This window comes from Candidatus Blochmannia festinatus (nom. nud.), assembly GCF_059936355.1.
Map to the genome: position 1 here is coordinate 231,388 of NZ_CP012116.1, position 20,201 is coordinate 251,588.

Annotated in this window: 25 protein-coding genes, 1 tRNA gene and 1 rRNA gene; 21 read left to right on the forward strand and 6 right to left on the reverse strand. The window is 26.5% G+C overall.

The window, feature by feature from the left end:
* Positions 1–10 precede the first annotated feature (10 nt).
* From rplF to rplQ, 12 genes are all read left to right on the forward strand, one after another.
* A complete protein-coding gene (gene rplF, locus Bfest607_RS01050; RefSeq protein WP_500838462.1) occupies positions 11–553 on the forward strand; it encodes a 50S ribosomal protein L6 in 543 nt (180 codons plus the stop codon).
* 29 nt (positions 554–582) lie between these two features.
* Positions 583–942 carry a 50S ribosomal protein L18 gene (gene rplR / locus Bfest607_RS01055; protein ID WP_500838463.1) on the forward strand — a complete coding sequence of 120 codons (360 nt, stop codon included), beginning with the start codon at positions 583–585 and terminating at the stop codon, positions 940–942.
* Positions 943–958: 16 nt separating this feature from the next.
* Entirely contained in the window at positions 959–1,498 is a 540-nt protein-coding gene (rpsE, locus tag Bfest607_RS01060; RefSeq protein ID WP_500838464.1) for a 30S ribosomal protein S5, read from the forward strand.
* Positions 1,491–1,664 (forward strand): 50S ribosomal protein L30, encoded by a 174-nt coding sequence (gene rpmD, locus Bfest607_RS01065; RefSeq protein ID WP_500838465.1) that lies wholly within the window; start codon positions 1,491–1,493, stop codon positions 1,662–1,664. The genes rpsE and rpmD overlap by 8 nt, the downstream gene beginning before the upstream one ends.
* Entirely contained in the window at positions 1,657–2,136 is a 480-nt protein-coding gene (gene rplO, locus Bfest607_RS01070) for a 50S ribosomal protein L15 (RefSeq protein ID WP_500838466.1), read from the forward strand. The genes rpmD and rplO overlap by 8 nt, the downstream gene beginning before the upstream one ends.
* Before the next feature lie 2 nt (positions 2,137–2,138).
* Positions 2,139–3,488, forward strand: coding sequence for a preprotein translocase subunit SecY (gene secY / locus Bfest607_RS01075; RefSeq protein WP_500838578.1), 1,350 nt, complete (start codon positions 2,139–2,141; stop codon positions 3,486–3,488).
* 62 nt (positions 3,489–3,550) lie between these two features.
* Positions 3,551–3,667 carry a 50S ribosomal protein L36 gene (gene rpmJ / locus Bfest607_RS01080; RefSeq protein WP_500838467.1) on the forward strand — a complete coding sequence of 39 codons (117 nt, stop codon included), beginning with the start codon at positions 3,551–3,553 and terminating at the stop codon, positions 3,665–3,667.
* Positions 3,668–3,740: 73 nt separating this feature from the next.
* Entirely contained in the window at positions 3,741–4,097 is a 357-nt protein-coding gene (gene rpsM, locus Bfest607_RS01085) for a 30S ribosomal protein S13 (RefSeq protein WP_500838468.1), read from the forward strand.
* Between the two features lie 72 nt (positions 4,098–4,169).
* Positions 4,170–4,562 (forward strand): 30S ribosomal protein S11, encoded by a 393-nt coding sequence (gene rpsK, locus Bfest607_RS01090; RefSeq protein ID WP_500838469.1) that lies wholly within the window; start codon positions 4,170–4,172, stop codon positions 4,560–4,562.
* Positions 4,563–4,610: 48 nt separating this feature from the next.
* Positions 4,611–5,234, forward strand: coding sequence for a 30S ribosomal protein S4 (gene rpsD / locus Bfest607_RS01095; RefSeq protein ID WP_500838470.1), 624 nt, complete (start codon positions 4,611–4,613; stop codon positions 5,232–5,234).
* A gap of 33 nt (positions 5,235–5,267) precedes the next feature.
* Positions 5,268–6,278, forward strand: coding sequence for a DNA-directed RNA polymerase subunit alpha (locus tag Bfest607_RS01100; RefSeq protein ID WP_500838471.1), 1,011 nt, complete (start codon positions 5,268–5,270; stop codon positions 6,276–6,278).
* 52 nt (positions 6,279–6,330) lie between these two features.
* Complete coding sequence (gene rplQ, locus Bfest607_RS01105; protein ID WP_500838472.1) at positions 6,331–6,705, forward strand: 50S ribosomal protein L17; 375 nt, start codon at positions 6,331–6,333, stop codon at positions 6,703–6,705.
* Between the two features lie 91 nt (positions 6,706–6,796).
* On the opposite strand, the gene fmt is transcribed toward rplQ, so the two are convergent.
* Both fmt and def read right to left on the reverse strand, forming a co-directional pair.
* Positions 6,797–7,813 carry a methionyl-tRNA formyltransferase gene (fmt, locus tag Bfest607_RS01110; RefSeq protein ID WP_500838473.1) on the reverse strand — a complete coding sequence of 339 codons (1,017 nt, stop codon included), beginning with the start codon at positions 7,811–7,813 and terminating at the stop codon, positions 6,797–6,799.
* Positions 7,810–8,370, reverse strand: coding sequence for a peptide deformylase (gene def / locus Bfest607_RS01115; protein WP_500838474.1), 561 nt, complete (start codon positions 8,368–8,370; stop codon positions 7,810–7,812). The genes fmt and def overlap by 4 nt, the downstream gene beginning before the upstream one ends.
* A gap of 294 nt (positions 8,371–8,664) precedes the next feature.
* Here def and tsaC point away from each other — a divergent pair, with 294 nt between their 5' ends.
* The 3 genes from tsaC (at position 8,665) to rrf (ending at position 10,438) form a co-directional block, all read left to right on the forward strand.
* Complete coding sequence (tsaC, locus tag Bfest607_RS01120) at positions 8,665–9,243, forward strand: L-threonylcarbamoyladenylate synthase type 1 TsaC (RefSeq protein WP_500838475.1); 579 nt, start codon at positions 8,665–8,667, stop codon at positions 9,241–9,243.
* A gap of 23 nt (positions 9,244–9,266) precedes the next feature.
* Positions 9,267–10,160 carry a shikimate dehydrogenase gene (aroE, locus tag Bfest607_RS01125; protein WP_500838476.1) on the forward strand — a complete coding sequence of 298 codons (894 nt, stop codon included), beginning with the start codon at positions 9,267–9,269 and terminating at the stop codon, positions 10,158–10,160.
* A gap of 162 nt (positions 10,161–10,322) precedes the next feature.
* Positions 10,323–10,438 (forward strand): 5S ribosomal RNA (gene rrf, locus Bfest607_RS01130).
* 41 nt (positions 10,439–10,479) lie between these two features.
* On the opposite strand, the gene gloB is transcribed toward rrf, so the two are convergent.
* Positions 10,480–11,271, reverse strand: coding sequence for a hydroxyacylglutathione hydrolase (gloB, locus tag Bfest607_RS01135; RefSeq protein WP_500838477.1), 792 nt, complete (start codon positions 11,269–11,271; stop codon positions 10,480–10,482).
* A 164-nt stretch (positions 11,272–11,435) separates the two neighbouring features.
* Complete coding sequence (gene rnhA, locus Bfest607_RS01140) at positions 11,436–11,933, reverse strand: ribonuclease HI (RefSeq protein ID WP_500838478.1); 498 nt, start codon at positions 11,931–11,933, stop codon at positions 11,436–11,438.
* A gap of 57 nt (positions 11,934–11,990) precedes the next feature.
* On the opposite strand from rnhA, the gene dnaQ reads away from it, so the two are divergent.
* Entirely contained in the window at positions 11,991–12,743 is a 753-nt protein-coding gene (dnaQ, locus tag Bfest607_RS01145; protein WP_500838479.1) for a DNA polymerase III subunit epsilon, read from the forward strand.
* A 145-nt stretch (positions 12,744–12,888) separates the two neighbouring features.
* Positions 12,889–13,491: a D-sedoheptulose 7-phosphate isomerase gene (lpcA, locus tag Bfest607_RS01150; protein WP_500838480.1), complete on the forward strand. Its 603-nt coding sequence runs from the start codon at positions 12,889–12,891 to the stop codon at positions 13,489–13,491.
* Between the two features lie 64 nt (positions 13,492–13,555).
* On the opposite strand, the gene Bfest607_RS01155 is transcribed toward lpcA, so the two are convergent.
* Both Bfest607_RS01155 and Bfest607_RS01160 read right to left on the reverse strand, forming a co-directional pair.
* Positions 13,556–13,629 (reverse strand) — tRNA-Thr (locus Bfest607_RS01155).
* Between the two features lie 191 nt (positions 13,630–13,820).
* Positions 13,821–14,420 carry a peroxiredoxin C gene (locus Bfest607_RS01160; RefSeq protein WP_500838481.1) on the reverse strand — a complete coding sequence of 200 codons (600 nt, stop codon included), beginning with the start codon at positions 14,418–14,420 and terminating at the stop codon, positions 13,821–13,823.
* 1,220 nt (positions 14,421–15,640) lie between these two features.
* Here Bfest607_RS01160 and tgt point away from each other — a divergent pair.
* The 4 genes from tgt to secF all read left to right on the forward strand — a co-directional run bounded on the left by tgt (position 15,641) and on the right by secF (position 20,012).
* Complete coding sequence (tgt, locus tag Bfest607_RS01165) at positions 15,641–16,732, forward strand: tRNA guanosine(34) transglycosylase Tgt (RefSeq protein WP_500838482.1); 1,092 nt, start codon at positions 15,641–15,643, stop codon at positions 16,730–16,732.
* A gap of 85 nt (positions 16,733–16,817) precedes the next feature.
* Positions 16,818–17,165 (forward strand): preprotein translocase subunit YajC, encoded by a 348-nt coding sequence (yajC, locus tag Bfest607_RS01170; protein WP_500838483.1) that lies wholly within the window; start codon positions 16,818–16,820, stop codon positions 17,163–17,165.
* A gap of 38 nt (positions 17,166–17,203) precedes the next feature.
* Positions 17,204–19,063 (forward strand): protein translocase subunit SecD, encoded by a 1,860-nt coding sequence (gene secD / locus Bfest607_RS01175; protein ID WP_500838484.1) that lies wholly within the window; start codon positions 17,204–17,206, stop codon positions 19,061–19,063.
* A gap of 40 nt (positions 19,064–19,103) precedes the next feature.
* Positions 19,104–20,012 carry a protein translocase subunit SecF gene (gene secF / locus Bfest607_RS01180; protein ID WP_500838485.1) on the forward strand — a complete coding sequence of 303 codons (909 nt, stop codon included), beginning with the start codon at positions 19,104–19,106 and terminating at the stop codon, positions 20,010–20,012.
* The last annotated feature ends 189 nt before the right edge of the window (positions 20,013–20,201 follow it).

Genomic DNA, 20,201 nt, shown 5'->3' on the forward strand with positions numbered 1-20,201 from the left:
TATAATACTTATGAAATTAAAAAATAGTTATAATAAAATTGTTATTATTCCTGAATCGATAAATATACAATTAGAAAATCATTCTGTCATTATCGAAGGTGTTTTAGGGAAAGTATGTTATAAATTACATAAGTATATTTATGTAAAGATTAATAATGTAAATAATCTTGCTGTATATTCAGTATGTAATCATCTCAATAATAAAGCTTTAATTGGAACAACTACTTCTTTGATTAATGGTATAATTAAAGGAGTTACTTTGGGTTTTATTAAGAAATTACAATTAATAGGAATAGGATATAAAGCGTCTATAAAAGAAAATATTCTTAATTTAACAGTAGGATTATCACATCCTGTTTATTATGCATTACCTTTAGGGGTTCATGCTCAATGTATAAACCAAACAGAAATTATTTTAACTAGTTTAAATAAACAGCTTATCGGTCAAGTTGCAGCAGATTTAAGATCAATTAAACCACCAGAGCCATTTAAGGGGAAAGGAATTCGTTATATGGGTGAGTTAATACATAATAAAGATTCTAAAAAAAGATAATTGAAAATGATATTGAAAGTATATATGATATGAAAAATGGTAAACAGATTTCTAGAATTAGAAGAGCAAAAAAAATTAGAAAAAAATTGGTTAAATTAGATGTGTTTAGATTAGTAGTATATAGAAGTTCTAAACATATTTATGCTCAAATTTTTTCAAAGGATAATTGTGATGTATTGGTTTCTGCTTCTACTGTTGAAAAAATAATTTCGAATCAATTAGAAGTAACAGGAAATAAGATAGCTGCATCTTTAGTAGGGAAAACAATTGCTGAAAGAGCTTTAAAAAAAGGTATTATTAATGTATCTTTTGATCGATCAGGATATAAGTATCATGGACGGGTTCAGGCTTTAGCCGATTGCGCTCGTCAATTTGGTTTAAAATTTTAAAAATGTGAATGTTATTATGGTTAGATATATTAAGCAGAATTCTAATATTAGTGAATTGAAAGAAAAATTGATTACAGTAAATCGTGTTTCTAAGACTGTCAAGGGCGGTCGGATATTTAGTTTTGCGGCTTTAACAGTTGTTGGTAATTCTAATGGAAAAGTAGGATTTGGTTATGGAAAATCTCGAGAAGTTCCTTCAGCTATTCAGAAAGCTATGGAAAAAGCTCGTCATGATATGATTGATGTGCCTTTACGTACTGGAAGAACATTGCAACATGCAGTAATCGGAGTATATACAGGAGCTCGTATTTATATGCAACCTGCTTCTGAAGGTACTGGAATTATAGCGGGAGGCGCTATGCGTGCTATTTTGGAGGTGGTAGGAATACATAATGTTTTAGCGAAAGCATATGGATCTACTAATCCAATTAATATTGTTCGAGCTACCATGAGTGCTTTGAGAACTATGAAATCTCCAGAAATGATAGCTAAAAAACGAGGGAAATCGGTTGAATATATTTTTAATTGTTTTCATGACAAGATAAAAAATGATTAAGATTACTCAGATTAAAAGTGCTATTGGATGTATGTTAAAACATAAATCAACATTGCGTGGATTGGGATTGCGTCATATTGGAGATACTGTTATAAAAATAGATACTCCATCTATTCGTGGCATGATTAATATCATTTATTATATGGTAAAGATAGAAAATGAATGATAACTCCAGAATTTTGTTAAGGCTTAATACTATTAAATCTTCTAATGGATCTAAATGTTTAAGAAAACGTGTAGGACGAGGTATAGGATCAGGATTAGGTAAAACTGGAGGTAGAGGTCATAAAGGTCAAAAATCTCGTTCTGGATGTAAGATTAGGATTGGTTTTGAAGGAGGACAAACTGCTCTATATAGACGATTACCGAAATTTGGATTCATATCAAGAAAACGTGTAACAACTAAATCAATTAAATTGTTGGATTTGTCTCGTATTTCAGAAAATGTGATAGATTTAAATGTTTTAAAAAAATACAATATTATTGGAAATAAAATTAGATTTGTTAAAATAATTATGTTTGGAAATATTGATCGATCTGTTGTTATTAGAAATATTCAAGTAAGCAGAGGAGTTAAAGAAGCTATACAAGATGCAGGTGGAAAAATTGAAAAGAGGAGAATTATTAAATCATCATGATTATGGGAATAATTGATAAACATCGTCGTTCTATATCATCTGATTTTCAGAGTATAAAAGGAGGGTTACACGATTTAAAGCGAAGAGTGTTGTTTGTGATTGGAGCTCTTGTTATTTTTAGGATAGGATCTTTTATTCCAATCCCTGGGGTAGATTTAATTGTATTATCACAAATTTTGAAAGAACAACAGGGAACTATTATAGAAATGTTAAATATGTTTTCTGGAGGTTCTTTGAGTCGAGCGTCTATTTTTAGTTTAGGAATTATGCCGTATATTTCAGCCTCAATTATTATACAACTATTAACTGCAGTTCATCCTACATTGATGGAAATTAAAAAAGAAGGAGAAAGTGGAAGACGAATAATTAATCAGTATATTAGGTATGGAACTTTAATATTAAGTATATTTCAGTCTATGGGTATAGTAGTTGGACTTCCTAATATTAAAGGATTAGTGATAAATCCAGGGTTTACTTTTTATTTGATAGCAGTTATTAGTCTTGTGTCTGGAACTGTTTTTTTAATGTGGCTTGGGGATCAAATTACTAATAGAGGAATAGGTAACGGAATATCTATTATCATTTTTTCTGGAATTGTAGCTGGATTGCCTTCAGCGATAGGACATACTATAGAGCAAGTTAGACAAAATGAATTGCATTTTTTTGTATTAATTTTAATAGTTTGTTTGATATTTAGTATTACATTTTTTGTAGTATTTATAGAAAAAGGTCAACGTAGAATTTTAGTGTATTATGCTAAACCTAAACGTCAGCAAGGTCGTAGAATTTATTCAACACAAAATAGTACACATTTACCTTTTAAAGTAAATATGGCTGGAGTTATTCCTGCTATTTTTGCTTCAAGCGTGATTTTATTTCCAAGTACTATTATATCTTGGTTTTGTGGAGGATTAAATAATTGTTATTGGTTGACTATGATTTCTATGTGGTTTCAACCTGGTCAGTTACTATATGTTATAATATACTCACTAGCTATAATGTTTTTTTGTTTTTTTTATACATCTTTAGTATTTAATCCTAATGAAACTGCTGATAATTTGAAAAAATCAGGAGCTTTCGTTCCTGGAATTAGACCTGGAGAACAAACTGCAAAATATATTAATAAAATTATAGTGCGTTTGACTTGTATTGGTGCAGTGTATGTTACTTTTATTTGTTTAGTTCCAGAATTTATGAGAATTGCTATGAAAGTTCCATTTTATTTTGGAGGAACTTCTTTGCTAATAGTAGTAGTAGTTATTATGGATTTTATGGCTCAGATACAAACATTATTAATGTCTAGTCAATATGAATCTGTATTAAAAAAAGCTAATTTAAAGTATTATAATTAATTTAATTGTGTTGTTTAACATTAAATATATTTATATAAACATAAAATATATGGTAATTTTGAATGAAAGTTCGAGCATCAGTAAAAAAATTATGCAGACATTGTATTATTGTGAAGAGACGAAATGTAGTTCGTGTAATTTGTCGTGTTATTCCGAAGCATAAGCAACGACAAGGTTAAATTGACTGAAAACAATAAATAAATATACTGCTCATATTATATATGAAAAATTTTATTTAATAGGAGTGAAATAGTGGTACGTATAGTTGGAGTGAATGTTCCTGATCGTAAGCATGCTGTTATTGCTTTAATGTCTATATATGGTATTGGTAGGTCTCGTGCTCGAGAAATTTGTTTAAATGTTGGAATAGACTGTCATGTTAAGATTAATCAATTATCTGCAGAATATATTGATAAATTACGTGATGAAATTTCTAAATATATTATAGAGGGGGATTTACGTCGTGAAGTAAATTTGAATATTAAAAGATTAATTGATTTAGGTACTTATAGAGGGCTGCGTCATCGTAGGAATTTACCAGTTAGAGGACAGAGAACTAGGACAAATGCGAGAACTCGTAAAGGACCAAAAAAATTTGTAAATAAATAAAGTAGTATTAATAATATATTTATTGATATATCAGTAATAATAAAAACGTTAATGGAAATAAAATTTTAAAAAATGATTAAATCATCCTCTCTTAGAGTACGTAAACGAGTAAAAAAACAAGTTACAGATGGTATTGCGCATATCCATGCATCTTTTAACAATACCATTGTTACAATTAGTGATCGTCAAGGAAATACTTTAGGGTGGGCTACTTCTGGTGGATCTGGTTTTCGAGGATCTAGAAAATCTACTCCATTTGCTGCTCAAATAGCAGTAGAACGATGCGCTGAGACTGTACAAGAGTATGGTATAAAAAACTTAGAAGTTATGGTAAAAGGTCCTGGTCCAGGGAGGGAATCTGCAGTTCGAGCTTTAAATGCATCAGGATTTAACATAATTAGTATTACCGATGTTACTCCTATTCCTCATAATGGTTGTAGGCCTTCTAAAAAGCGTCGTGTTTGAAAACGATGTAATAAAAAACTATATTATTTATAATAATAAGGATGATATATGGCAAAATATTTAGGACCTAAGTTGAAATTGAGTCGTCGGGAAAATACAGATCTTTTTTTAAAATCTGGAATTAGATCTATTGATTCTAAGTGTAAATTTGAACATTCTCCAGGACAACATAGTATTCGTAAATCCAGATTTTCTGATTATGGTATACAACTTAGAGAAAAACAAAAGGTTAAACGTATATATGGTATACTAGAACGTCAGTTTGTTAATTATTACAAAAAAGCTGCTCGTATAAAAGGAAATACCGGTGAAATTTTATTACAATTACTAGAAAGTAGATTAGATAATGTTGTGTATCGAATGGGGTTTGGTTCGACTAGAGCCGAATCAAGGCAATTAGTTAGTCATAAATCTATTTTGGTAAATAATCGTCTTGTTAATATTCCATCCTATCAAGTGATTTCAAATACTGTTATTCAAATACGTGATCGGTCTAGAAATCAATCTAGGATTCACGCTGCTTTAGAAATTGCTGAACAGCAACGCGAACGTGTATTGTGGGTGGAAATTGACGCTAAAAAGTTAAAAGGTTTATTTAAAAGGCAACCCGATCGCAGTGAGTTATCTGCAAATATTGACGAACATTTAATTGTTGAATTATATTCCAAATAGATTGAACCAATACTATGTTGCAGAGAGGTAATTATGCAGAATTCTGAAAAGGAATTTTTAAAACCAAAATTAATAAATATAGAAAAAATTTCTGAAGTACATGCTAAAATTACTTTAGAGCCTTTGGAAAGGGGTTTTGGGCATACATTAGGAAATGCGTTACGTCGTATTTTGTTGTCTTCAATGCCTGGATGTGCAGTAACGGAGGTTGAAATTGATGGAGTGTTACATGAATATGGAACAAAAGAAGGGATTCAAGAAGATGTTTTAGAAATTTTACTTAATTTAAAAACTTTAGCAATTAATATTGAAGGTAAAGATAGTATAAATTTAACTTTAAAAAAATCTGGAGTAGGTCCAGTGACTGCAGGTGATATAATATGTGAAAGTAGTATTGTTAAAATAGTTAATCCAGAACATCTTATTTGTTTTATAACAGATGCACACGTAATGCTGAATATGCAAATTAAGGTTCAACGTGGTAGGGGTTATGTTCCAGCTTTTTATAAATCTAATAATTCTATTGTTATTTCTGATGATCCACAAACAATAGTACCAATAGGTCGATTAATGTTAGATGCATGTTATAGCCCTATAGAGAGAGTATCGTATACTGTAGAGGCAGCAAGAGTTGAAAAGCGTACAGATTTAGATAAACTTATTATTGATATGGAAACAAATGGAACTATAGATCCAGAAGAAGCTGTTCGACGAGCTGCAACTATTTTATCTGATCAATTATCTGCATTTATTGATTTACATGATGTACATCAGCCTGAAATTAAAGAAGAGAAGCCTGAGTTTGATCCTGCTTTGTTACGTCTTGTTGATGATTTAGAATTAACTGTACGTTCTGCTAATTGCTTAAAAGCTGAATCTATTCATTATATAGGGGATTTAGTACAAAAAACAGAAATAGAATTGTTAAAAACTCCTAATTTAGGAAAAAAATCGTTAACTGAAATAAAAGATGTATTAGCTGCTAGAGGGTTATCTTTAGGTATGTCTTTGAAAAATTGGCCTCCAAAAAATTTTATTGATTAATAATAATGATGTATTTAATTTTTATTACGTTATCTTGGTTAAGATATTTATTATGAAACATCGAAAAAAAGTTTTAAAATTAAATAAAAAAAGTTCTCATCGTAAAGCGATGTTGAGAAATATGGTAATTTCATTAGTTATGCACCAAATGATAAAAACTACTTTATCAAAAGCTAAAGTATTAAGACAAGTTATTGAACCGATGATTACTAAAGGAAAAATAGATACTGTTTCAAATAGGCGATTAATTTTTTCTCAAATTAGAAATAATGATGTTGTTACCCGATTATTTACTAAAATTAGTCCTCATTTTTTGAGTAGATCTGGTGGATATACTCGTATATTGAAATGTGGATTTAGAAAGGGAGATAATGCTCCTATGGCATATATTGAATTTGTTGACAGATCTGATATATTTAAATCTTGAGAGTAAATTTTATATTAATACATGTAAATCTAGCCTGATAGTATATTAATACTATCAGGCTAGATTTAATCGAAAATCTTGTAATATTTCTCTACTCTAAAATAGAATAAATAGGAAACCACGATAAATAAGAATTTATAAGAAATTTAACAGCAGTTTTTTTCTTTCCTGGTATCTGTAATGTAGTAAGTATAATTATACCAGATCCAGTAACAACATACATTCCTTTAGAATTAATTATGAGTATAGTTCCAGGAATATGGTGATGGGGGTATGAGTAGAGATCATTATTAGATGAATAATGATTTTTATTTATAATAGGATAATTATTAAATATTTCAGCATTCCATACTTTAATGTGGTGTTTTTTAAATTGGAAGTAACTTATAGGCCAAGGATTGAAAGCTCGAATACGTCTTTCCAATTCTATTGCTGAGTTGTTCCAATTAATACGTGCTTCTGATTTATTCAGTTTATATGCATAAGTTGCGTATAATGAGTTTTGAGGTGTACTTTTACATGTTTTTGAAATTATTTTTTCAAGTGTGTGTAATAAAGCTATAGATCCTATAGTAGCTAATTTTTTGGAAAGAGTATAACTGGTATCTTTTATTGAAATTTGATAGGATTTATTACATAAAATATTGCCAGTATCTATTCCAGAATCCATTTGTATAATAGATATTCCTGTAATAGTGTCTCCATGTTCTAAAGCTCTTTGAATTGGGGCAGGACCTCTCCAGCGTGGTAGCAATGAACCATGTACATTAATACATCCTAATTTTGGGATATCTAGTATTTCTTTACCTAAAATTAATCCGTATGATACGACTATTATTATATCTATGTTGAAGAGTTTAATAATATTAGATATTTTGATAAGATTTAAAGTATTTGATTGAAACAGACATAAATTATATTTTTGAGCTATTTGGTTAATGGAGAAATGGTGTATATTTTTATGAAAATTTTGAGATTTTTGTTCTTGAGTAAAAATTGCAATTATTTTATGTGCCGTACAATTTATCAGCACATATAAATGATATGCAGCAAATTTTCCTGTTCCAAAAAAAATAATACGTAATACTCGTTGTAATTGAAACTTCATAAATTGTACGTACTAAATATAGTCAATAATGAAAATGAAAATACTATTTTTTTATTTAAAGATAATTTGGTCCATTTTTGAATTTTTTTATTAATTCGTTTAATTTTAAGTGGAGATAAATAATCAATAAATAATTTTCCTAATAAATGATCTATTTCATGTTGAATACAAACTGACAATAAATCAGTTGCTTCTATTTCAAATGTGTTTCCATTTTGATCTAAAGACTGAACTATTATCTTTTTTGCTCTTGGAATGGATTCTCTTATTTTTGGAATAGATAAACATCCTTCTATAGTATTAATAACTCCTGTTTTTTTTATAATAAGAGGATTAATAAATACTAAACGTTGTTTAATGTCATGATGTAAATCAATAACAATTATTTGTTGATTAATATTGACTTGTGTTGCTGCCAATCCAATACCTTCTTGAAAATACATAGTATCAAACATATTACGTATTATTTTTTTTGTATTTTCGGATATTATAGAAACAGAACTTGCAATTTTTCTAAGTCTTTGATCCGGATAATGTAATATTTCCAATATAGCCATAGCATTTATTATTATTGTTAATCAAGACACAGAACTTTAATAACAGTATATTGGTCAGTTTAATAATACAAATACAAAACAGTATTTTTTATATTAAATGTTGAGATATTCAATTTTATATTAATTAATTTTTTTATAGATGCATATATATGTTGTTATTTTAAGTAAATTTTAGTTAATTTAATAGTATCAGCTTATTAACGTTGACATATTATTATATTAATTGTTTAATATATCTATTTTATGTATATTTAATACGATTAAATTAATAGTACTGTATCATGCTTAAAAATAATGATCAATACTGTCATTAAATTTAATATTAAAGATTTGGTTATTTGGTTACATCAAAATAAGGTAATAGTATATCCAACAGAATCAGTGTTTGGGTTAGGGTGTGATCCTGATAGTGAAAGTGCTATATTTACTTTGTTAAATATAAAACGTCGATCATGGAAAAAAGGTTTAATTTTAGTTGCTGCGAATTATACGCAACTTCTGAGATATATTGATGATCGTTTGCTAAGCAATACTCAGCTATTAAATATTTTTTCTACTTGGCCAGGGCCAGTAACATGGGTGTTTCCAGTTCGATCTGGTACTTCAATTTGGTTGACAGGTAAATTTTCCTCAATAGCTGTTCGAGTAAGTAATTTTGAACCGATACGGAATCTTTGTTTAGCTTTTGGGAAACCGTTAGTATCTACTAGTGCAAATTTATCAGGATATCCTCCTGCTCGAACTATTTCAGAAGTTCATAGTCAATTAGGAGAAGGGTATTATGATTTACCTATAATGAGTGAAAACGTATTAGGGCTTCCTTATCCATCAGAAATTCGAGATGCTATTACTGGAAGAATTATTCGTAAATAATTTTATATGTGGAGGTATACAAATTGAGTGCTTTTGCTGTCTTTGGCAATCCAATTAAACATAGTAAATCATCAGAAATTTATTCTTTATTTGCAAATGAAATAGGAATTTCTAATAAATATGATTTAATATTAGCATCTACAATCAAAAATTTTAGCGTTATTGCTCGAAATTTTTTTAATACAGGAGGAGTAGGGGCAAATATTACTGTTCCTTTTAAAGAACATGCTGTTTTTTTATGTGATCAATTGACTGATCGAGCCCTTGTGGCTAATGCAGTGAATACTATAAAAAAAAAACATGATAATTCCTTATTAGGAGATAATACAGATGGAATAGGGTTTATTAATGATTTAAGGCGTTTGGGTTGGATTAATACAGATAATACAATAGTTGATTTTAGTGAGAGAAATAAAAATCTTTCTGATAAGGGAGTATATATTTTATTGATTGGATCTGGTGGAGCTGCAAAAGGTATTATTCCTGTTTTATTAAATATTAAGAGATGTTATTTAAATGTAGTAAATAGAACTTTATTAAATGCTCAAAAATTAGTTCATTATTATCATAGTATAGGATATCAAAATATATCTTATATTGATATTAATAAGTTACGATATATATCTAATAAAAAGAAATATAGTCTTATTATAAACGCTACTTCTAGTAGTATGCATAATGCTATTCCTGATATACCCTCATTTTTGATTCATTATTTTACTAAATGTTATGATTTATTTTATCAAAATCAAGATACAATTTTTATAACGTGGTGTAAAAAACATGGTTCAAATTATTGTTCAGATGGATTGGGTATGTTAGTAGAACAAGCAGCATATTCATTTTATTTGTGGCATAATGTGTTTCCTTCTGTGAATCCAGTGATTCGGTATTTAAAATCAGTGTTATATACATAAGCATCATTAAATAAAAAAATTTATGTTTGTTCCCATTATTAAATTTTAATTTGAATATCAATTTATTAGAAATTAATTGTTTGACTTTTTATATAATAAATAAGATAATTTACTTCATTGTGTATGGTATATTTTATTTATAAAGTATTAATATATTTTCAACTTGGTGGCATCAGCGCGATAGTACCACCTGATTCCATTCCGAACTCAGAAGTTAAATGTCGTAGTACCAATGGTAGTGTGAGGGATCCTCATGTGAGAGTAGGGGGCTGCCAAGTTGTTGGTTATATTATATATAATTAACAATGTATAAAATAATTTATAAAAATAAAGGTATTTGTAAAGTAGATTTGTATAAGTCTTTTCTTTTTCTTAATTCTTTAAAAACTTTCCATTCTTCTCCTATTTTTGGAAAGTAGTTTAGTGCATGTTTTAAATCTGTGTTATTGCAACGAAAAAAAAGATTAATTTTTAATTCTAATGATAACATTGTTGGAGCGGGTGTTTTTTTACATGCATATAGTTTAATAACTTTTTTATAATAATTATTGATATTTGGATCTTCTGGTAATATGGAGAGTGCAAAACTAAGATTTGATAAAGTATATTCATGTCCACTGTAAATTTTAGTGTTAGCTGGAAAACTTTGAATTTTTAAAAAGGATTGATACATATGTCGAATTAATCCAATTTGAACTTTACCACAACCTGCAGAAAACAAAGTATCACCAGTAAATAACCAAGAATTGTAATAAAACCCAACATGATTTAATGTATGTCCTGGTAAACCAATTACCTTAATTTTTTTATTTAATAAAAAAAATTCATCTCCATTTGATACCCTGATTATTTTAGCATGTTTATTTTGAATATTTGTGGAACTACTGTATATTATAACGTTTGGAAAATATTTTATTAGATCATGTATGCCATTAGTGTGATCAATATGGTGATGAGTTAATAGTATGCCTTTTAAATTAAGTTGTAGTTTATCAAGTATTTTTAATATTTTTGAAGATTCTCCAGGATCAATTATTATACATTCATTTTTCTGATTATATATTACCCAGATATAGTTAGTTGTTAAAGTTAAGATCTTAATAATATTCATTATGATTATAATTTTAAAAGTATTTATTTTTTAATTTTAATTACACTATTCATTATATAATTAAATTATACTTTATAAGTGAGTTTTAATTTATTATTTATTATATTATATTTAATAGTAGTATTTTAACATTTTATAATTTTATAAATAGAAATCATATTTTATTATTTAATAATTAAATAATTATTAAATAATATTGTTGAGTTATTATTGCAATCTTTGTTTGAAGGATGTTTAGCAGCTTCTCGAGCTAGTTGGTCACATCGCTCATTATTTGGGTGTCCTGTGTGACTTTTGAGCCAATGCCAATTTTTAATAATATGGGAACGAGTTGCTGTATCTAAACGACGCCATAAGTCTATGTTTTTTATCAATTTTTCTTCAGCAGTTTTCCACTGGTGTTTTTTCCAAGTGTGGATCCATTGAGTAATTCCGGTTAACAAATATTGGCTGTCACTGTATAAAGTTACTTGACAGGGGTTTTTAAGTGATTCTAAAGCGATAATTGCTGCCATTAATTCCATTCGGTTATTGGTAGTAAGGTAATATCCTGCGCTAAATTCTTTTTTATATTGCTTATAACATAATATAGCAGCACAACCTCCAGGTCCTGGATTACCAAGGCATGATCCGTCAGTAAAAATTTCTATTTGTTTATACATATTCGATGTATTATAGTGTAATTAAAGTAAATAATCGTGATATAAAAGTTAGGAATTATGAATATTAATATTACAAGATATATTGTTTTAGATACTGAAACCACTGGTATGAATAAATTTGGAATTCATTATGAAGGACATAAAATTATTGAAATTGGAGCAGTAGAATTAATAAATCGTCGTTTAACTGAGAATTCTTTTCATGTTTATTTAAATCCTAATAGAACTGTTGATTCTGAAGCCTTTAAAATACATGGAATTAGTGATCAGTTTTTAAAAAATAAGCCAGTTTTTGCAGATATTTCAGAAAAATTTTTGTCATTTGTGAAAGGAAGCAATTTGGTTATTCACAACGCATCATTTGATGTAGGTTTTTTAAATTTTGAATTAAAGAAAGCAAATTTGAATTATGAATCTATAGAATATTATTGTACTATTATTGATAGTTTAAAATTAGCTCGTGATTTGTTTCCAGGCCAACGGAATAGTTTAGATGCTTTATGTGAACGTTATTCTATTGATGTTAGTAAACGTAATTTACACAATGCATTGATTGATGCGCAGATTTTATCTTATGTGTTTTTGGCTATGACTGGAGGTCAAACAGAAATGGAATTAACAAATGAAATTTTAAGTGTTAGTAAAAATAAATCCGATATTCATGATATACAACATTCATATAATATAAATTCACAGGAAAGATTATTAAAAATTATTTTTGCTACTCAAGAAGAGCAGATAGATCATAAAAGATATTTAGAATACATGGAAAAATCAAGTGGAAGATGTTTATGGAAACAATATAATTAAATACTATATTTATAGCAATATATTAAGAAATATCATTATATTTATATAATTCTTATTTTATAATAAGAATCAATTTGAAATACTAAGTAATACGTATTATTCATATATTATTGATTCAGGCTTTTGTAGATTTTAGGTAAAGATTATGTATGCAAATTTAATTTGTAATGAATTTAATGAAATTATAAAAATAATTAAAATATTTTCTAAAAATAGAAGTTATGTTAATTTGATATCAATCGCTGCAAAGTTAATTGCTGATACATTTAAAATAGGAGGAAAAGTGCTTTCTTGTGGAAATGGAGGATCACTTTGTCATGCTATGCATTTCGCAGAAGAATTGACTGGTCGTTATCGTGCAAATAGAGTTGGATATCCAGCAATTGCTATATCTGATCCATCGTACTTATCATGTGTGGGTAATGATTTTGGATATGATAGTATTTTTTCTCGTTATATTAAATCTGTAGGAAATAAAAAAGATGTGCTATTAGCGATTTCTAGTTCTGGAAAATCGATTAATATTTTAGGGGCTATAAAAGAAGCTCATACTATGGGGATGAAAATAATTTTTTTAACTAGGGAAAATAATGTAGAAAATAACTTTTCTAGTTATATTGATGTAGAAATTTGCGCGCCATTTTCAACTCATTTAGATTATATTCAAGAAATTCATATGAAAATTATTCATGTTCTTATCTTAATAATAGAAAAAGAAATGTTAACTGATTCATTAAATAGCAATTAATTTTTTTTATTTATTTGATTTTTTTAAAACGAAATGATACTAAAATTAGTATTCACATTTTATATGCCGATAATAGGAGTCGAACCTATATCCTTCGCATTACGAATGCGTTGCTCTTCCAATTAGAGCTATATCGGCATATAAAAACCGACTATAATTTTATGCATAATTTTATAAAATTATTTTATGTAGTATCATTGGTCATATATATATAAATATATGAATTGAATTTCATTGTATAACTTAAATCTTAAAAATAAGATATAAAAACATATCTGTCACTAATTATTGTAATAGTGGATTTATTTTCCGAAAATCTGTCTCAATTATTATAATTGAGACAGATTTTCGGAAAGATATTTTTCTACGCTTTCTTGAGAAGCGTTTAGTCCTGCTTTATTTTTATTCCATTGAGCAGGACACAAAAGTCCATTAGTTTCATTGAATTCTAAAGCATCGACCATTCTGATCATTTCATCAAAATTCCTTCCAAATGGCAAATCATTTGCGACTTGATGTCGTATTACACCTGATGCATCTATTAAGAAGGAGGCACGTAAAGCTACTCCTGCGCTGCAATGTTCTATTTTATATTTTTTAATTATTTCTCTTTTTATATCAGATACCATAGGGTATTGTACACATCCAATTCCTCCTTTATTTATTGGTAATTGTCTCCAAGCATTATGTACAAATACAGAATCTATGGAGATTCCAATAACTTCTACTGATTTTTTTTGAAATTCAAAATAACGTTTATCACAGGCAATAAGTTCTGATGGACAAACAAAAGTAAAATCCATCGGCCAAAAAAATACTATAGCTTTTTTATCTTTAATGTATTCATATAAATTGAAATCGTTAATTATTTTACCGTTACCTAATATTGCAGGTGCAATGAAATCAGGAGCGTTATGGCCAACTAACATAATATTTTCTCCTCTGTGTGGTTTTTAAAAATTCTTTTATATTTTATAAAAATAAGAAAAAATTACCCTAATATTATTAATTGTACTAATTAAATTATTTTGATGCAAATTTTATTTATTTTATTATTTTTGTTCAATTGATTTTATTATTATAATGCTTATAATGTGGATATATTGAATTTTATGTATAAATGTAACATTTTTAGTTTAAAATGCATGTAATGTATTTATTTAGATATTTATTAGAAATAAGTAGTATTAGATTAATAAAAAAATAAAAATATAATACAAAATAGGACATTTGAAATAGATTTTTCTTAATTATTATTAATAATAAGTATTAAATATTGTATTTAAACGAATTATTTTTATGGAAGTTTCTTGAAATTTAATAAATATTTAAGTTTAAGTGATTGCATAGATATGCAGATTATTTAAGAAAGTAAAATGTTTATTAATATGTTAGATTTTAATTGAATTCTTATTTATGTATAGTTTATGAAATAATAGAATCAGAACTAAGATAAATATAAGAAAGAATAGACATATTGATATATGTATTTTAAACATATAGTGATTGTTGTTGTAAATTTTTAGGATTTATTTTGATAATTAAAAGTGTTTCATTAATATTTTTATATTAGTAATTACATTAATACAAAAGATTGTTTTTATGACATCTTATTAAGATAGTATATACTACGGTTTAGTATATAAAGGTATATTTGTATTATTTTTATACAAAGTGTATAACTTTTGAAGTTTATCTATATTAGAATTAAATATTCTATTGTTTATAGATAAAGTATTTATTGGTAAGTGTTTTAAAATAGAGGCAGATTATTTAAAATCATAAAAATAAAAAACAATTTAATACTAATGAGAAGTAGTTTTTTATAAAATTATTAAAAATAAAATTGGTATGTGTTTCTTTCAAGAATACAATTATTAAATTATTTTTGAATATTTAGGATTTTTAATTTTTTATTATCTTTAGATTTTTTTCTGATATTGTGATGATTAATTTTTTATTTACTTTAATTAATATTAATTATTATTAGATATAGTATTATTGTAGGATATTAAAGTATTTTCGAGAATATTATAAAACTATTTATTTATCTATAGACTTTTAGTTGTAAGAAATTTTATATTTATTTATGTATTAAATATGCAATATATCAATTAATTTAATGGAATTTTCAATTAGGATAATAAGAATGATATTCCAATTATTTCAAACTGATGGTTGTGCTCGTTTTGGAAAATTAATTTGTAAACATGGTATAATAGAAACTCCTGCTTTTATTCCTGTCGGAACTTATGGCGTTATAAAAACGATTACCCCTCAAGAAATAAAAGAAAGTGGAGCACAAATAATTTTAAGTAATACTTTTCATTTATGGTTAAGGCCTGGTCAAAATATTATTAAGTTGCATGGTAATTTGCATAAATTTATGCGATGGAATGGTCCTATTATTACGGATTCTGGGGGATTTCAGGTATTTAGTTTAAATAAATTAAGAACAATAACAAAAGAAGGTGTATATTTTAAAGATCCTATTAATGGATCATCTGTTTTTTTAACTCCAGAAAAATCAATAGAAATTCAGACTGATTTAGATTCTGATATAGTTTTGATATTTGATGAGTGTGCTTTATATCCTAATACTTGGGATTATATAAAAAATTCGATAAATATATCTTTAAATTGGGCAGAACGTAGCCGTTATCATTTTGATAAACTAAAAAATATGAATATGTTATTTGGTATTGTGCAAGGTGGGATGTATAAAGAATTACGTGAAGAATCAGTTAAGAATTTAATAAATATTAATTTTGATGGATATGCTATAGGTGGATTAGCAGTAGGTGAATCCAGACAAAAAATGTATAGTGTTGTTTCTAGTGTGTGTAAGATTCTCCCTAAAAATAAACCTCGTTATTTAATGGGAGTTGGTAAACCAAGAGATTTAGTAGAAGCTGTATTTCGTGGAGTCGATATGTTTGATTGTGTCATTCCTACTAGAAATGCAAGAAATGGATACTTATTTGTTCATAATGGGGTAATTCGTATTCGTAACGCGCAATATAAAACAGATATATCTCCGATAGAAAAAAATTGTGATTGTTATACCTGTCAAAATTATAGTCGATCATATTTACATTATTTAGATAAATGTCGAGAGACTCTTGGGATGCGATTAAATACTATTCATAACTTAAGATTTTACCAACGTTTAATGGAGGATTTACGTCGATCAATAAAAAATAAAGAATTAGAGAAATTTGTTAGTTTATTTTGTCATTGAATTAATATTATTAATCATTATTAATTATAACAAATATTTATTATAAAATTGATAATTAAGTAAATACTTTATAAGGGAAATGTACATGAGTTGGTTAATCAGTAACATTTGGGCAAGCAGTGAAATTACAGATCAAAATAATTCTTATTCTTTAATAATAATGTTACTGTTATTTGCTGTAATATTTTATTTTTTAGTTTTTAGGCCACAACAAAAACGAAATAGAGATCATAAGGAATTATTAAATTCCATCTCTAAAGGAGATGAAGTTTTAACTAACGGAGGGTTGGTAGGTAGAGTACTGAAAGTAACAGATACCGGATATATTTTTATTACATTAAATTTTAAAAATAATAATATTAATAATGAAGTTTTAATTAAAAAAGATTGTATTACTGCTATTTTACCTAAAGGTACTGTAAAATCATTATGATTTTTGTATATCATTTTTGTTCAAAATAGAATTTTGTGATGAATTTTTATCCTACATGGAAGTATATAATGGTTTTTCTAATATTAATTTTAGGGTGTATATATGCATTACCAAATTTATATCAGGAAAGTTATACAGTATGTATTGCTAATAAAAATAATTTAAATATTCACTATAATATCAGCAATGTACCACAATATGATATTATAAAAATTTTACAAAAAGAAAAAATAATCAATAAATCTATTTTTTTTAGTAATGAACAAATTCAAATACGTTTTTTTTCTGAATTAGATCAATTACAGGCATATAAAATATTATCTTCTGTTTTTTCTAAAAACTTTTTAGTATCTTATTCAAAAACATCAGATATGCCAAATTGGTTATTTTTAATTGGAGCAAAACCAGTAAAGTTAGGATTAGATTTAAAAGGAGGGTTATATTTAATTATTCGAGTAAGCATTCAAACTATGTTAGATAAAATGCAAGATCATTATATAAATGTTTTAAAAGTTGCTTTATGTGAGAATAATATTCCTTATTTAAAAATATGTAAAATAAATGATTATAATATAAAAATTGTTTTTGAAAATTTTGTTGATAGAAATAAAGCGGTATCATTTTTGTCTAAGGAATATTCAGAATTGATTTTTTATATTCAGGAAGAATGTACGACACATGTCGTTTTTTCAAAAGAATATATCCATACCATAAGTGAATATGCGATGAAACAAAATTCTGATATTTTACGTCATCGTATAAATCAATTACAAATTTCTGAACCTTTAATATATCGTCATGGGGCTGATTTTATTTCTGTAGAATTACCGGGGATTCAAAATTCTGATAAAATTAAAAAAACTATTAGTAATACAGTGAGTCTTGAATTTCGTTTAGTCAATACTAAAATAAATCAATTTCAAATTCATAATAATTTAATTCCAGAAGATTCTGAAATAAAATTAGATAATAAAGGAAATATAGTAACACTATATAAAAAAGTTATTTTAACTGGAGATCATATTATTGGTGCAAATTTAAATTTTGATGAATATCATCGACCTCAAGTGAATATATTTTTAGATAATTTAGGAAGTTCAATTATTTCTAAATTTACTCAGGATAATATTGGAAAAGTTATAGCTACTTTATTTGTAGAATATAGAGATACTGGAAAAAAAGATATTCAAGGTCATTCTATTTTATATAGATACGATAAAGTTATTAATTTAGCTACTATACAATCTCAATTGTCTCATAATTTTTGTATTGTTGGAATTAATAATGTAAATGAAGCTCGTCATTTATCATCATTATTGAGTATGGGGTCATTAGTAGCACCTGTTTATATTGAAGAAGAAAAAGTTATTGGTCCTACTCTTGGTAGAATAAATATTATGCAAGGTATAACAGCATGTACTTTAGGCACATCAGTTTCAATATGTTTTATGATTTTATGGTACCGTTTTTTTGGAGTAATTGCTGGAATTGCGTTGATTATGAATTTAATACTTATAATTAGTTTAATGTCATTAGTTCCAGGAATTGTATTAACTATGACTAGTATAGCAGGTATTATATTGACTTTAGCAGTTGCTATTGATTCAAATGTATTAATAAATGAGCGTATTAAAGAAGAGATAAGACAAGGAAAACCTATGCAATATTCAATATATGTAGGATATCGAAAGGCATTTACCAGTATTATTGATTCTAATATTACCACTATTCTTATTTCTATTATTTTATATATATATAATATTGGTCTTATTCAAGGTTTTGCTGTAGTTACCATTATTGGAGTAGGCACTTCTATGTTTACATCTATTGTAGGAACACGAGCTTTTGTTAATTTAATTTATGGGAAAAAAAAATATATGAAAAAACTTTCTATTTAACTTAAAAATTAAAATACATGTGGAGATGAGAATATCAAAAATGGGAAATAGTGCTGTTTATAGAATTTATGATTTTATTTGGTATGGACGTAATGTGTTTTTTTTATTTATATTTTTATGTGTTATATCGTTCATATGTACTATATTTTATGGTTTTAATTGGGGATTAGATTTTACTGGAGGCATTTTAATTGAAGTAATTTCAGATAAAGATTTTGAAATAGATAAAATACGAAACGCTTTTGTTAAATTTGGATTTAAGAAATTTTCGGTACAATATTGTAATAATATAAATGAACTAATTATACGATTACCTTTAATTGATGGTGTTAATAGTTTTAATCAGCAAATTGAAAAGGAAATTTTAAATATTTTAAATAGTTCTATTACTCATCAATTTAATATTCAACAAATAAATTGGATTGGACCAAATTCTAGTACAAATTTAATAAAGACAACAATAATTGCTTTTTTAATGGTATTTATATGTATTTTTTTATATATAACATGTCGATTTGAATTGAAATTATCAATAGCAACTTTTATTACTTTAGCTTATGATATAGTAATTACTTTAGGAATATTATCTGTATTTTGTATAGAAATTAATTCTACAACTATTACTGCATTGATATCAGCAATGGGGTATTCTTTAAATAATAAAATCGTTATTTTTGATAGGATTAGAGAGAATTTTCATCATATGCCTAATAAATTATGTTCTTATGAAGTATTTAATCTTTCATTAACTCAAGTGTTAAATAGAACGATCATTACCTCAGTAACAACTATTATGGTATTATTAATGTTATTAATTTTTGGAGGCACTATGCTATATGAATTCTCTATAACTTTGTTGTTTGGAGTTATAATAGGAACTATTTCTTCTATATATGTAGCTTCATTTTTGGCTTTTAGATTTAAAAAAAAGCATATATTTATTAATTAATATTTGATTTACAGGTGACATTTAAGATAACTCATATAGAGACTGTTATGTATGTTTGGGTTAAAAAGATATCTTCATTATATAAAGAAAAGACGTAAGTATATTTAATCTATATAATTAAGATATTAATGTATTAAAGATATATTTGGTTTTTAGTAAAATAAAGTAAATATATATAAATAATAAATT

Bases quoted from the DNA above. Each gene is read 5' to 3' on its own strand.
- rplO (WP_500838466.1), top strand. From the start codon at position 1,657: ATGAATGATAACTCCAGAATTTTGTTAAGGCTTAATACTATTAAATCT.
- yajC (WP_500838483.1), top strand. From the start codon at position 16,818: ATGAGTTGGTTAATCAGTAACATTTGGGCAAGCAGTGAAATTACAGAT.
- secY (WP_500838578.1), top strand. From the start codon at position 2,139: ATGGGAATAATTGATAAACATCGTCGTTCTATATCATCTGATTTTCAG.
- secF (WP_500838485.1), top strand. From the start codon at position 19,104: ATGGGAAATAGTGCTGTTTATAGAATTTATGATTTTATTTGGTATGGA.
- rpsE (WP_500838464.1), top strand. From the start codon at position 959: ATGGTTAGATATATTAAGCAGAATTCTAATATTAGTGAATTGAAAGAA.
- dnaQ (WP_500838479.1), top strand. From the start codon at position 11,991: ATGAATATTAATATTACAAGATATATTGTTTTAGATACTGAAACCACT.
- tsaC (WP_500838475.1), top strand. From the start codon at position 8,665: ATGATCAATACTGTCATTAAATTTAATATTAAAGATTTGGTTATTTGG.
- rnhA (WP_500838478.1), bottom strand. From the start codon at position 11,933: ATGTATAAACAAATAGAAATTTTTACTGACGGATCATGCCTTGGTAAT.
- lpcA (WP_500838480.1), top strand. From the start codon at position 12,889: ATGTATGCAAATTTAATTTGTAATGAATTTAATGAAATTATAAAAATA.
- rpmJ (WP_500838467.1), top strand. From the start codon at position 3,551: ATGAAAGTTCGAGCATCAGTAAAAAAATTATGCAGACATTGTATTATT.
- Bfest607_RS01160 (WP_500838481.1), bottom strand. From the start codon at position 14,420: ATGTTAGTTGGCCATAACGCTCCTGATTTCATTGCACCTGCAATATTA.
- tgt (WP_500838482.1), top strand. From the start codon at position 15,641: ATGATATTCCAATTATTTCAAACTGATGGTTGTGCTCGTTTTGGAAAA.
- Bfest607_RS01100 (WP_500838471.1), top strand. From the start codon at position 5,268: ATGCAGAATTCTGAAAAGGAATTTTTAAAACCAAAATTAATAAATATA.
- rplF (WP_500838462.1), top strand. From the start codon at position 11: ATGAAATTAAAAAATAGTTATAATAAAATTGTTATTATTCCTGAATCG.
- rpsK (WP_500838469.1), top strand. From the start codon at position 4,170: ATGATTAAATCATCCTCTCTTAGAGTACGTAAACGAGTAAAAAAACAA.
- rplQ (WP_500838472.1), top strand. From the start codon at position 6,331: ATGAAACATCGAAAAAAAGTTTTAAAATTAAATAAAAAAAGTTCTCAT.
- secD (WP_500838484.1), top strand. From the start codon at position 17,204: ATGAATTTTTATCCTACATGGAAGTATATAATGGTTTTTCTAATATTA.
- fmt (WP_500838473.1), bottom strand. From the start codon at position 7,813: ATGAAGTTTCAATTACAACGAGTATTACGTATTATTTTTTTTGGAACA.
- rplR (WP_500838463.1), top strand. From the start codon at position 583: ATGAAAAATGGTAAACAGATTTCTAGAATTAGAAGAGCAAAAAAAATT.
- def (WP_500838474.1), bottom strand. From the start codon at position 8,370: ATGGCTATATTGGAAATATTACATTATCCGGATCAAAGACTTAGAAAA.
- gloB (WP_500838477.1), bottom strand. From the start codon at position 11,271: ATGAATATTATTAAGATCTTAACTTTAACAACTAACTATATCTGGGTA.
- rpsD (WP_500838470.1), top strand. From the start codon at position 4,611: ATGGCAAAATATTTAGGACCTAAGTTGAAATTGAGTCGTCGGGAAAAT.
- rpmD (WP_500838465.1), top strand. From the start codon at position 1,491: ATGATTAAGATTACTCAGATTAAAAGTGCTATTGGATGTATGTTAAAA.